This window comes from Paraburkholderia sp. IW21 (assembly GCF_041321145.1).
Lineage (GTDB): Bacteria > Pseudomonadota > Gammaproteobacteria > Burkholderiales > Burkholderiaceae > Paraburkholderia.
On record NZ_JBGGWA010000001.1, the window covers coordinates 854,867 to 867,956 of the forward strand.

Genomic DNA, 13,090 nt, shown 5'->3' on the forward strand with positions numbered 1-13,090 from the left:
ATGTGACGAACGTGGCGAACGTGATCCGCACGATGAACGCAACCCGCAACCGGCTCGACGCGACCCGCTGGCATTGGCAGCATGGACCGATCGACCTGATCCTGAGCGCGGACGGTGAGCCAGCAGTGGTGCAGGCCGCGTATGAGGCTTGCTGGGTGCGTTTTGTCGACGTGTTGCCTGAGTTCGTCGGCGAGTTGAAGCTGCTTCGGCAGCCTGTGCCGGGCAATGCGGCGCATGGCGATTGCGCATTGAAAGGCCCGGTTGCGCGACGCATGTGGCGCGCATGTCATCCGCACCGCGCGCGCTACATCACGCCGATGGCGGCCGTTGCCGGCAGCGTCGCGGACGAATTGATCACGGCGTTCGCCCGTAAAGGCATCTCGCGCGCCTTCATCAACAACGGTGGCGACATCGCGCTATATTTAACCGAAGGGCAGCAGTACCGCATCGGCGTGTTGGCGGATCTGGCGGAGTTCTCGGGCGAGAAGCTGGCAGGCGATCAAGCACTCGACGCCAACCTGACGCTCGACGCCGCCACACCGGTTCGTGGCATCGCGACGAGCGGCTGGCGTGGCCGCAGCTTCAGTCTCGGTATCGCCGACAGCGTGACCGTGCTCGCCCGCGACGCCGCCACCGCCGATGCTGCCGCGACCGTGATCGCCAACGCCGTCAACCTGGAGCATGCGGGTATCGCGCGCCGTCCGGCTTCTTCGTTGAAGGACGATAGCGATCTCGGCGACATGCTCGTGACTGTCGACGTGCCGTCTTTATCGCAACCGCTGATTGATCTTGCGCTGTCTCGTGGTATCGAAGCCGCGCAGCATTTGCAGGAACAAGGCTTGATCGAAGGCGCCGCGCTGTTCCTGCAGGGGCGAGTACGCGTGGCCGGTGGTGCTCATCAAATTGGCGGGTTGTGTACGCGCTACACCCAGATAACAACGGAGGCTCCGTGTTCGAAATACGCCGCGTGCTGACGCACGTTGAAGACATTTTTCACGAGTTCGGCCCCGCGCCTGCGCAGCCGCTGCGGCGCGGCGCAATTGCCGCGGTGATGACGAATCCGTTCGCCGGCCGCTACGAAGCCAGAATCGAACACGCGATGGAAGCCCTCAAGCCTATCGGTTTCGACATGGCGCAGCGGCTGCTCGCGGCGATGGCCGTGCCGCACGCATCGATCGAAGGCTACGGCAAGGGCGCGATCATCGGTTCGCGCGGTGAACTCGAGCATGGCGCGTTGTGGCATGTCCCCGGCGGCTATGCGATGCGCGAGCTGCTGGAGAAAAACGGCGTACCGACCAACGCAATCGTGCCGTCGACGAAGAAAGTCGGCGCGCCTTCCACCGCGCTCGATGTGCCGCTGACGCACGTCAACGCCAGCTACGTGCGCAGCCATTTCGATGCGATCGAGGTGCGTGTGCCCGGTGCGCCCACCGCGGACGAACTGGTGTATATCCTCGTGATGAGCACCGGCCAGCGTGTGCATGCGCGCGTCGGCGGCCTGGCGAAAGAGGCGATTGTGGGCAAGGACGGTTTGCGCTGAACAGCGCTTGATCCACGCAATGCGTTGAAGCGTTGAAGCGTTGAATTGAAGCAATGAGCGCAAGCAGGCAAGCAGAACACGCATCGAAACCCGGAGAGCAAAATGGCAATCAAGCTGCGCAAACTGGTCGTGCAGGTCGATGAAACACGCATTGAAATGGGTCAGACCGTCGAGCCGCCGGCACGCCGTGCCGTCGCGATCGCGGTGATCGACAATCCCTACGCGGGCCGCTACGAGGCCAAGCTCGACGCGCTGATCGAAGCCGGTGAGGAGCTGGGCGCATTGCTCGGCAACAAATGCGTCGAAGCGCTCGGCATCAAGCCGGGCGAAGCGCAAAGCTACGGCAAGGCGGCGATCGTCGGCGAAGCGGGCGAGCTCGAGCATGCGGCGGCGATCCTGCATCCCAGGCTCGGCGCGCCGCTGCGGGCAGCGGTCGAAAAGGGCGCGGCGCTGGTGCCGTCTGCGAAGAAAATGGGCACGCTCGGCACCGCGATCGACGTGCCGCTCGGACACAAGGACGCGGCCTTCGTGCGCAGTCATTTCGATGCGATCGAGGCGCGAGTCTCAGACGCGCCACGCGCCAACGAAATCGTCGTGGCGGTGGCGGTGACGGCCTCGGGCCGGCCGCTGCCGCGCATTGGTGGCTTGCAGGTCAGTGAGATCAAGGGCGAAGACGGTTTGCGTTGAGTTTTTCAAGGGTCGCGATGCTTTCGAATTTGCTGGTACAACTGGTCAACGGACTCGCCGACGCGTCGACGCTGTTTCTCGTCGCCGCCGGGTTGTCGTTGATCTTCGGCGTGACGCGCATCGTCAACTTCGCGCACGGCTCGTTCTATATGTTCGGCATCTATGTCGCGTATAGCATTGCGAGCCGCTTCGGGCATACGGCGGGGGGCTTCTGGCTCTCGGTGCTGGCTGCCGCCCTGGTGGTCGCCGTGCTGGGTGCGCTGGTCGAAATGATCGTTTTACGGCGCATTTATCAGGCGCCCGAGTTGTTTCACTTGCTGGCGACGTTTGCGCTGGTGCTGATCTTTCGCGACGCCGCGCTGTGGCTGTGGGGCCCGGAAGATCTGTTCGGACCGCGTGCGCCGCATCTGGCGGGTGCAGTCGAATTTCTCGGTCATGCGTTGCCGACCTACGATATCGCGCTGATCGTAATCGGTCCGGTCGTGTTGCTGCTGCTCTGGTATGCGTTGACGCGCACGCGCTGGGGCACGCTCGTGCGTGCCGCGACGCAGGACCGCGAGATGCTCGGCGCGCTCGGCATCAACCAGGCATGGCTGTTTACGGGCGTGTTTTTCGTAGGCGCGTTTCTCGCCGGTTTGGGCGGCGCACTGCAAGGGCCGCGAATGTCGGCGAATCTGTCGCTGGATCTGGAGACGATCGGCAATGCGTTCGTCGTGGTGGTGGTCGGTGGGATGGGGTCGATTCCTGGCGCCTTCGTCGCCGCGCTGCTGATCGCGGAGATCAAGGCGTTGTGCATTGGTATCGGACATGTGACGATCTTCGGCGTCGGATTGTCGTTGAGCCGCTTTACGCTGGTCGCCGAGTTTGTCGTGATGGCAGTTGTGCTGGTGGTGCGGCCTTGGGGTTTGCTAGGGAAGGCGAGTGCTGCGGTGCGCGGCATGGCCGCGCCTGAAACGCCGTTGAGGCCTGCGGGCAAGCGTCTCAAATGGCTGGCCACCATCGCTTTGTTGGTGCTGGTACTCGCGCCGCTTGCGGCCAATGCGTTTCCCTACATGCCCGTGCTGCTGGTCGAAATTCTGATCGCCGTGTTGTTCGCGACGAGTCTGCATTTCATCATGGGGCCGGGCGGCATGCATTCGTTCGGCCATGCTGCCTACTTCGGCCTCGGCGCATACGGCGCCGCGTTATTCCTCAAAGTCCTGAATCTGCCCATGGAAGCCGCGTTGCTGCTCGGTCCCTTGCTTGCAGTGGCCGGTGCGCTCGTGTTCGGCTGGTTTTGCGTGCGTCTTTCCGGCGTCTACCTCGCCATGCTGACGCTTGCGTTCGCGCAGATCGTCTGGTCGGTCGTGTTCCAGTGGGACGACGTGACCGGCGGCAGTAACGGCATTCTCGGCTTGTGGCCGTCGAACTGGCTGTCGTCGCCGGTGGCGTTTTATTATCTGACGCTCGCATGCGCCGTGGCCGGCGTGTGGCTGCTGCGCAAGATGCTGTTCTCGCCGCTTGGATACGCGATGCGGGCGTCGCGCGATTCGGTCTTGCGTGCCGAGGCGATCGGCATCGACGTGAAGCGTGTGCAGTGGGCGGCGTTTATCGTTGCGTCGCTCTTTTGCGGACTCGCCGGATCCCTCTATGCGTTCTCCAAGGGGACGATTTCGCCGGAAGTGATCAGCGTGAGCCGTTCAGTGGATGGCCTCGTCATGGTGCTGCTCGGTGGCCTGCAGACGCTCACGGGTCCGATCGTCGGCGCGGCTGTGTTCACGTGGCTGCAAGACACGGTCGCGCGGCAAACCGATTATTGGCAAGCGCTGCTGGGCTTGACGATCCTGCTGCTGGTGATCGCGTTTCCGCAAGGCATTGTGGGCTTCATCCGCGAGCGTTTCGGCGATGACAACGCGGATGCGGGCGAGAAGAGCACTACGTCACCTTCACAAGGCGCCGCGATCAAGGAGGGGCTATGAGCTTGCTGCGCGTCTGCGGTCTCTCCAAATCGTTCGGCGGACTGAAGGCGGTCGACGATGTGTCCTTCGATCTCGAAGCCGGGCAATTGCTGGCCCTGCTGGGTCCGAATGGCGCGGGCAAGTCGACCTGCTTCAACATGGTCAACGGACAGTTGCAGCCGTCGTCCGGTTCGATTCGGCTCGACGAGCATGAACTTGTCGGCATGCGGCCACGCGATATCTGGCGCCTGGGCGTCGGCCGCACGTTTCAGATTGCCGCGACCTTCAATTCGATGACCGTGCAGGAAAACGTGCAGATGGCCTTGGTCTCGCGCGAACGCAAGACCTTCGGCCTGTGGAAACCGGCCGGCTCGCGCTACGCCGATGAAGCCATGACGCTGCTTGAACAGGTCGGCATGGCCGCCGACGCGAACCGCGCGTGTGGCGTGCTTGCTTATGGCGACGTCAAGCGTGTCGAGCTGGCTATCGCTTTGGCCAACCGCCCGAAGCTGTTATTGATGGACGAACCCACTGCCGGGATGGCGCCCAAGGAGCGCAACGCGTTGATGGCGCTGACCAAGCGCCTCGTCACCGAGCACAAAATCGGCGTGCTCTTTACCGAGCACAGCATGGACGTTGTATTCGCGTACGCCGATCGCATGATCGTGCTCGCACGCGGCAAGCTGATCGCAGAAGGCGACGCCGAGACGATCCGCAACGACGCGCGTGTGCAGGAAGTGTATTTCGGCACCGGCAAGACCTTCAAGCCACGCGCGCCGCTGCACGAAGCGGCAGGCGGTCACCCAGGACCAGGAGCGCTGCAATGAGCGAGCCGATGCTGAAAGTTTCAGGCCTCAATGCATTCTATGGTCGCGCGCACATCCTGTTCGATGTCGGCCTCGAAGTCGGCCGCGGCGAAGTGGTGGCGTTGATGGGCCGCAACGGTGCGGGCAAGTCGACGACGATGAAAGCCGTGATGGGTTTGCTGCCGCGCCGTCGGGGCGAAGTGCGGTTTCGCGGGCAAAACATCGCGACGTTGCCGCCGTACCGGATCGCCCGCATGGGCATGGGCTTCGTGCCGGAAGACCGCCGCGTGTTCGGCGATCTGACCGTGATGGAGAACCTCGACACCGGCCGCCAGCCGCCACGCGAAGGTGCGCCGCAGTGGACGCCGGACAAGCTGTTCCGCCTTTTCCCCAATCTCGGCGAAATGCCGAAACGCCCGGGCGGCCAGATGAGCGGCGGCGAGCAACAGATGCTCACCGTCTCGCGCACGCTGATGGGCAATCCGTATCTGGTCCTGCTCGACGAACCGTCCGAGGGCGTTGCGCCCGTGATCGTCGAACAGATGGCGAACATGATTCTCGAACTCAAGCGCGAAGGACTGTCGATTCTGTTGTCCGAACAGAACCTGCACTTCGCCGAGCTGGTCAGCGACCGCGCGTATGTCCTCGAAAAAGGACAGATCCGTTTCAGCGGCACGATCGCTGAACTCGCAAAGAACGAAACAGTCAGGCGCGCTTATCTGAGCGTGTGATTTCATCGGCGCACGAAGCGTGCAGGATATGCACGCAGCGTCGCCCGGTAGTCGTTGCGAAAGGAGAAGCAGATGGCAGCAGAGACGTTGACAGGCTTGTCGGGCAAGGTCGCGGTAACGAACATCGGTCTGCTGTTATCCGGCGACATCGACCAGCCGATTCTCGACGCAAACACGCTGGTGATCGACGACGGCGTGATCGTCGCTGTCGGCAAGGAGAAAGACTGCAACCTGGAGGGCGCGCGGACCACGGTCGATTGCAAAGGCACCACCGTTGCTCCTGGATTGATCGACTCGCACGTGCATCCGGTGTTCGGCGACTGGACGCCGCGCCAGAATCAGATGGGCTGGATCGAATCGAGTCTGAATGGCGGCGTGACGACGATGATCTCCGCCGGCGAGGTGCATTTGCCTGGCCGTCCGAAAGACGTGCTCGGCGTAAAGGCGCTTGCCATTACCGCGCAACGTTCGTTCGAAGGGATGCGCGGTGCGGGCGTCGGCGGTGGTGTGAAAGTCATGGCGGGTGCGCCGGTGATCGAGAAGGGCATGGTCGAGGAAGACTTCAAGGAGCTCTCGGAAGCGGGCGTGAAGCTGCTTGGCGAAGTCGGCCTTGGCAGCGTGAAGGGCGGCGAGGAAGCGGCACAGATGGTCGCATGGGCCCGCAAGTACGGCATTCAAAGCACGATTCACACAGGTGGCCCGTCGATTCCCGGCTCGGGTCTGATCGATCGAGACGTGGTGCTCGCGGCCGACGCGGATGTGATCGGCCATATCAACGGCGGCCATACCTCACTTTCCTATCGGCATGTCTGCGATCTGTGCGAGCAATCGAGCCGCGCACTGGAGATCGTTCACAACGGCAATGAGCGGATCGCCTTGCTCACCGCGCGTCACGCGATCGAGTTGAAGTGCCCGCATCGGATCATTCTCGGCACCGATAGTCCGGCCGGTTCGGGCGTGCAGCCGCTCGGCATTTTGCGGATGATCGCGCTGATTTCCAGCCTCGCCGACGTGCCCGCCGAAATCGCCTTCTGCTTCGCGACCGGCAACACGGCGCGGCAACGCAATCTGCGCCAAGGCCTGATCGAAGTGGGCCGTCCCGCCGACCTGGTATTCATGGACCGCGCCCAGCACACGGCGGCCGATACCTTGCTGGAAAGCGTGCAGCTCGGCGATATTCCCGGCGTCGGCATGGTGATGATCGACGGGTTGATCCGCTGCCGGCGCAGCCGCAATACACCACCGGCGACCGAAGTGCCGGCGGTGCTTTGAACGCGCGCCGCGCGGTGTGGCCGGCACTGTCATGAACCGCCCGGCGGCCCTCACGCTTAAGGTGAACGGCGCGACGCATCTCGTCAGCGCCGACGCCGACACGCCGCTGCTTTACCTGCTGCGTAACGACCTCGCGTTGAACGGTCCGAAATTCGGCTGCGGCCTCGGCGAGTGCGGCGCGTGCACGGTGTTGCTCGACGGCATACCGACGCGTGCCTGTGTCACGACCGCGAAGGTCGCATTGGGGCGTGAGATCACCACGCTCGAAGGGCTAGGCACGCGTGCCGCACTCCATCCTGTGCAGCAGGCGTTCATCGAAGAACAGGCCGCGCAGTGCGGCTATTGCCTGAACGGCATGATCATGACCGCCAAAGCGTTGCTCGATCGTGACCCGCATCCAGGCGTGGAGACGATTCGGCGCGAGTTGTCGCGCAACCTGTGCCGTTGCGGCACGCATGTCGAGATCGTGCGCGCGGTGCAGCGCGCCGCGGAATTGCTCGCCGCGCAAACAGCCGTGCATGAAGGAGTGCGCGCATGACAGGGCCGGATTTCAGCGTCGATCGGCGTTCCGCGCCGCTGTCGCGGCAGCAGCTCTATGACGCTCAGAATGTGCTCATCGTCACGCGGGCGCCGCAAGCGCCGGTGAAGCCTGCGATCGGCCAGCCGGGGTCGCGTTCGTCATTCGTGCCTACTGAAGCGGATATGTTCCTGGTCGTGCGCGACGACGGCAGCGTGGTGGCGTTTAACGGGCATGTGGATCTCGGCACCGGCATCGGCACGGCGCTCGCGCAGATCGTCGCCGAAGAGCTGGACGTGCCGTTGACCCACGTATCGATGGTGCTAGGCCACACCAGCGAAGTGCCGAATCAAGGGCCGACGATTGCAAGCGCGACGATCCAGATATCGGCGGTGCCGTTGCGGCAAGCAGCGGCACAGGCGCGGCAGTTTCTACTGGCGCAAGCGGCTGTGCGATTCAACGTAAAGGCAGAGCAACTCGACGTGCGCGACGGTGTGGTTTTCAACCGCGACGACGACACGGCAAAAGGCATGGGCTACGGCGAATTGATCGCTGGACGGCACATCGAATTAGCGCTTTCCACCGATGCGCCTTTGAAATCGCCTGACGCGTACAAGATCGTCGGCAAGAGCACGCCCCGTGTCGATATTCCCGCGAAGGCTACCGGCGAATTGAGCTTCGTGCATGACGTGCGCGTGCCGGGCATGCTGCACGGGCGCGTCGTACGTCCGCCGTATGCGGGCGTTGCGCAGGGCGACTTCGTAGGCAACAGCCTGCTGCATGTCGACGAAGATTCAGTCGGCGATTTGCCAGGCATCGTCAAGGTGGTCGTGATTCGCGATTTTGTCGGCATCGTGGCTGAGCGCGAAGAAGTCGCGCAGCAGGCGGTGAAGCGGTTGAATGTGCAGTGGAAAGCAGTAGAGGGTTTGCCGCCGCTCGAAACCAGCGAGGAAGTGGAAGCCGCGCTAAGAGCAAATCCGGCCACGCGACGCGATCTGGTGCTCGAGGGCGATATCGACGCAGCACTCGCGCAAGACCCTGCTCGAACGTTGGAACGCACCTACGTATGGCCGTTTCAGATGCATGCATCGATTGGCCCGTCGTGCGCGGTGGCCGACTACCGGGATGGAAAGTTGAAAGTCTGGTCGGGCACGCAGAATCCCCATTCGCTGCGCGCCGATCTCGCGTTGCTAATGGCGCTCGACGAAGCACATATCGAAATCGTGCGCATGGACGCAGCCGGCTGCTATGGCCGCAATTGCGCGGACGATGTCGCCGCCGACGCGGCCTTACTGTCACGCGCAACCGGCAGTCCGGTGCGCGTGCAACTATCGCGCGAAGACGAGCATGCGTGGGAACCCAAAGGCGCCGCGCAATTGATGGACGTGCGCGGCGCTTTAGGTGCCGAAGGCGAGCTCGCGGCATACGACTTCGCGACGCGCTATCCATCGAACGATGCCCCCACATTGGCGCTGCTGCTCACCGGAACTATTTCCGCGCAGCCACAAGTGTTTGAAATGGGCGACCGCACGTCCGTGCCACCGTACGACTACCGCACCATGCGCATCGTCTGCGACGACACACCGCCGATCGTGCGAGCGTCGTGGCTGCGGGGCGTGTCCGCCTTGCCGAACACCTTCGCGCATGAATCCTTCATCGACGAACTCGCAGCCGAAGCGGGTGTCGATCCGGTCGAGTTTCGCCTGAAGCATCTGACCGATCCGCGTGCAATCGATCTGATCAAAGCCGTAGCGGAAAAGGCCAACTGGCAACCCCGCAACGCCGCATTGAACGATGCTCAGGAAGAGGGCGACATCGCGCGTGGCAGAGGCTTCGCTTATGCCCGTTATGTGCACAGCAGATTCCCCGGTTTCGGCGCGGCATGGTCCGCGTGGGTGGCCGAGGTCGAAGTGAATCGCAAGAGCGGCGAGCTTGCCGTGACGCGCGTGGTGGTCGGGCAGGACACCGGCACGATGGTGAACCCTGATGGCGTGCGTCATCAGTTGCACGGCAATGTGATCCAGGCGACTAGCCGCGCTTTGAAAGAGCGCGTGACTTTCGGCGAGAACGCTGTAACGAGCCAGGAGTGGGGCGCGTATCCGATTCTGACGTTCCGTGAAGTGCCGGTGATCGACGTGGTGATGATGCCGCGCCACGGCGAGCCGCCGATGGGCGCCGGCGAATCGGCTTCGCTGCCCGGTGCCGCGGCGATCGCCAACGCGCTCTACGACGCGACAGGTGTGCGTTTTCGCAGGCCGCCGTTTACACCGGAGACGATTCGCGCCGCGCTCGCCGACGCGCAGGCGGAAGAAGCGGCGGCACGCAAAAAGAAGCGCTGGCGGCTTGGCTTTCTCGGCGCGTTCGCAGCGGGCGCGGCCGGTTGGCTCGGCGCACTCGCGATGACGCCGCAAGCCATTGCACCGATTACGCCGCCGCTCGCGAGCGCGTTCGCGCCCGAACTGGTGGCGCGCGGCAAACTGCTCGCGTCGCTGGGCAATTGCGCGGTTTGCCATACCGCGCGCAACGGCGTGCCGAACGCAGGGGGCAAGCCGCTCGATACGCCGTTCGGCACCGTCTACAGCACCAACATCACACCCGATGGACAGACCGGCATCGGCACGTGGTCGCTGGAAGCATTCGTGCGGGCGATGCGGCAAGGCATCAGCCGCGACGGGCATCGCCTGTATCCCGTGTTTCCGTACACGTCGTTCAAGAACACGTCCGACGACGATCTGAAAGCCCTCTACGCGTACCTGATGGCGCAAACGCCGGTGCGCGCCCGTGCGCCGGAAACGAAGCTCGCGTATCCATTCAACGTGCGTCCGTTGATGGCCGCATGGAACGGCGTTTTTCTCGGACGCAATCCATTCACGGCTCGCGCCACGCAAAGCGAGCAATGGAATCGCGGCGCGTATCTGGTGAACGGCCTCGGCCATTGCAGCGCATGCCATACGCCGCGCAATGCATTCGGCGCCGAGAAAAGCGGCGCGGCTTTCATGGGCGGCGGCATGGCGGAAGGCTGGGAAGCGCCCGCGCTGTCCATGCTCTCGAAAGCACCCGTCCCTTGGAGCGAAAACGAACTGTTCAGCTATTTGCGCTACGGTCAGGCGCCGCTGCATGGCGTTGCGGCCGGACCGATGGCGCCCGTCGTCAGCGATCTGGCGGCGTTGCCTGACAGCGACATTCGCGCGATGGCCACGTATCTGGCGTCTTTGAATCCCCTGGAGCCCAACGCGGATCCGGAGGCGATGGCGCGTCAGTACGAGCAGGCCAGCACGATTACGGGCGCGACCACAGGCCTCGGCGCACGTCTCTTCGACGGTGCGTGTGCAGCCTGTCATCACACCGGCAGCGGGCCGCAATTGTTCGGGGCGCACCCGTCGCTGGCGCTTAACACGAATTTGCACAGCACGACGCCTGATAACCTGATTCGCGTGATTCTCGATGGTATCGGCTCGCCTGCGCGCCCCGAACTCGGTACGATGCCGGCTTACCGCGACAGCTTCAACGATGCCCAGGTCGCCGAGCTCGTGTCGTACCTGCGTCAGCAATTCGCCGGCGGCAAGCCGGCATGGCAGGACCTCACGACGAGCGTCGCCCGAATCCGTGCGACACCGCGAGCCGATTGAATCGCGAGACGAATCGCGAAATGTGTCAACGCTTGATAAAAACGACCCGCATTCCCGCAATCCTTTTGATAACGGAGAAACGCATGACCACGCGCGCAGGATGGATCTCTCGCCTCACGGTTTCAACGGTTCTATCGCTTGCTGCCCTCAGCGCGAGCGCACAGCAGACCATCAAGATCGGCGAAATCAACAGCTACAAGGCGCAGCCCGCCTTTCTCGGGCCTTACAAAAACGGCTGGAATCTCGCGCTCGAACAGGTGAATGCGGCGGGCGGCGTGCTCGGCAAACAACTCGAAGTGGTGTCGCGCGACGACAACGGCAATCCGGGCGACGCGATTCGCGTCGCGCAGGAGTTGATTGCGCGCGAGCAGGTGCAATTATTATTCGGCGGGTTCCTGTCGAACACGGGCCTCGCGCTGACCGACTTCGCGAAGCAGAAGAAGATTTTCTTCCTCGCCGCCGAGCCGTTGACCGACAAGATCGTTTGGGCTGACGGCAACAAATACACGTACCGTCTGCGTCCTTCGACGTATATGCAGGTCGCGATGCTGGTGCCCGAGGCGGTGAAGCTGAAGAAGAAGCGCTGGGCGCTGGTGTATCCGAACTACGAGTACGGGCAATCGGCCGTGGCGACGTTCAAGAAGCTGATGACGGCGGCGCAGCCTGACGTGCAGTTTGTAGTCGAACAGGCGACGCCGCTCGGTAATGTCGATGCGGGCGCGGTCACACAGGCGATCGCCGATGCGAAGCCGGATGCGATTTTCAACGTGCTGTTCGGCGCGGATCTGGGCAAGTTTGTGCGGGAGGGCAATACACGCGGTTTGTTCAAGGACCGGAGTGTGGTGTCGTTGCTGACGGGCGAGCCGGACTATCTTGATCCGCTGGGTGCCGAGGCGCCGACTGGCTGGATCGTGACGGGCTACCCGTGGTATTCGATCGATACGGCGGCGAACAAGAAGTTTGTGGATGCCTATCAGGCGAAGTATCACGACTATCCGCGGCTGGGGTCGGTGGTTGGATATTCCGCGTTGATGTCGATTGCAGCTGGGATCAAGAAAGCCGGTTCTACCGATTCGGACAAGCTGGCGGCTGCGTTCAAGGGCCTTGGTGTGGATACGCCGTTTGGGCCGATCACTTATCGGGCGCAGGATAATCAGTCGACGATGGGGGCGTTTGTCGGCGTGACGGGCCTGAAGGATGGGAAGGGGGTGATGACTTCGTATCGGTATATCGACGGCGCGAGTGTGCAGCCGTCGGATGCTGAGGTTAAGAAGTTGCGGCCGGTTGAGTGAGGGTTTTTTGCCTTTGGCGGCGGCTTTTTTGGGGGTGCTTTTTTTGCGGTGCCTTTTTTTGATTTGTTAGTGGTTTATTGGCGTTGCCCCTGTGCGGGGCGGCACTTACTGAGCCTTTTCTTGTTTTGTTAGTGGTCTATTAGCGTTGCCCCTGTGCGGGGCGGCACCTACTTTCTTTGCCGCCGCAAAGAAAGTAGGCAAAGAAAGCGGCTCAAACCGCTAATGCTAAGCGGCTCCCGCAGTCAGCCAACGGTAGTGGCTCCGTGGAATCTGTGTTCTCGCACATTCGGCGCTTGTGACAAGGGCGTCATACTTCCAGCGGCGCTACGCGCGCCGAAGCGTAGTTCATCAAACCTGCGCCTGTTCCGTGCCTCGCCAAGGCGAAACCGATCCCCCCGTCTTTGAACGAAGCGCCGGGTTTCCCATGCAGACCGGTCCGCGACGCACGCAGTGCGGAGTGGGAGCTGACGTGTATTGAACTAGACTAAATCTGACAGTGGTCGGTTTCTCGTGCTGATGTGCGCTGGCGCGAAGGGCGTAGCCCGAAGCGACAACGCACGCGGCAAACCGCAAGGAGTCCACCATGACTCAGGAACAGAAAGTTATCCGCGCCAAGGTCGGGATGCTGGAGCTGGCCCGGCAACTGGGCAACGTCAGTCAGGCCTGCCGTGTAATGGGC

The 13,090-nt window shown here is 62.8% G+C and carries 10 protein-coding genes; all 10 read left to right on the forward strand.

The window, feature by feature from the left end; all coding sequences use genetic code 11:
- Positions 1 to 32: 32 nt before the first annotated feature.
- The 10 genes from ACAX43_RS03760 (at position 33) to ACAX43_RS03805 (ending at position 12,411) form a co-directional block, all read left to right on the forward strand.
- Complete coding sequence (locus ACAX43_RS03760; RefSeq protein ID WP_370707105.1) at positions 33 to 974, forward strand: UPF0280 family protein; 942 nt, start codon at positions 33 to 35, stop codon at positions 972 to 974.
- The gene (locus ACAX43_RS03765; protein ID WP_370707053.1) at positions 950 to 1,540 is read left to right on the forward strand and encodes an amino acid synthesis family protein; all 591 of its coding nucleotides are present in this window, start codon (positions 950 to 952) and stop codon (positions 1,538 to 1,540) included. Before ACAX43_RS03760 ends, ACAX43_RS03765 begins: the two co-directional genes overlap by 25 nt.
- A 102-nt stretch (positions 1,541 to 1,642) precedes the next feature.
- On the forward strand, positions 1,643 to 2,227 hold the full coding sequence (locus ACAX43_RS03770; RefSeq protein WP_370707054.1) for an amino acid synthesis family protein: 585 nt from the start codon (positions 1,643 to 1,645) through the stop codon (positions 2,225 to 2,227).
- 17 nt (positions 2,228 to 2,244) lie between these two features.
- Positions 2,245 to 4,185 carry an ABC transporter permease gene (locus ACAX43_RS03775; RefSeq protein WP_370707055.1) on the forward strand — a complete coding sequence of 647 codons (1,941 nt, stop codon included), beginning with the start codon at positions 2,245 to 2,247 and terminating at the stop codon, positions 4,183 to 4,185.
- A complete protein-coding gene (locus ACAX43_RS03780; RefSeq protein ID WP_370707056.1) occupies positions 4,182 to 4,991 on the forward strand; it encodes an ABC transporter ATP-binding protein in 810 nt (269 codons plus the stop codon). The genes ACAX43_RS03775 and ACAX43_RS03780 overlap by 4 nt, the downstream gene beginning before the upstream one ends.
- On the forward strand, positions 4,988 to 5,701 hold the full coding sequence (locus ACAX43_RS03785) for an ABC transporter ATP-binding protein (protein WP_370707057.1): 714 nt from the start codon (positions 4,988 to 4,990) through the stop codon (positions 5,699 to 5,701). Before ACAX43_RS03780 ends, ACAX43_RS03785 begins: the two co-directional genes overlap by 4 nt.
- Positions 5,702 to 5,773: 72 nt before the next feature.
- Positions 5,774 to 6,973: an amidohydrolase family protein gene (locus ACAX43_RS03790; protein WP_370707058.1), complete on the forward strand. Its 1,200-nt coding sequence runs from the start codon at positions 5,774 to 5,776 to the stop codon at positions 6,971 to 6,973.
- 31 nt (positions 6,974 to 7,004) lie between these two features.
- A complete protein-coding gene (locus tag ACAX43_RS03795) occupies positions 7,005 to 7,511 on the forward strand; it encodes a (2Fe-2S)-binding protein (protein ID WP_370707059.1) in 507 nt (168 codons plus the stop codon).
- Entirely contained in the window at positions 7,508 to 11,119 is a 3,612-nt protein-coding gene (locus ACAX43_RS03800) for a molybdopterin cofactor-binding domain-containing protein (protein WP_370707060.1), read from the forward strand. Before ACAX43_RS03795 ends, ACAX43_RS03800 begins: the two co-directional genes overlap by 4 nt.
- A gap of 83 nt (positions 11,120 to 11,202) precedes the next feature.
- Positions 11,203 to 12,411, forward strand: a complete 1,209-nt coding sequence (locus ACAX43_RS03805) for an ABC transporter substrate-binding protein (protein ID WP_370707061.1) — start codon at positions 11,203 to 11,205, stop codon at positions 12,409 to 12,411.
- Positions 12,412 to 13,090: the final 679 nt, after the last annotated feature.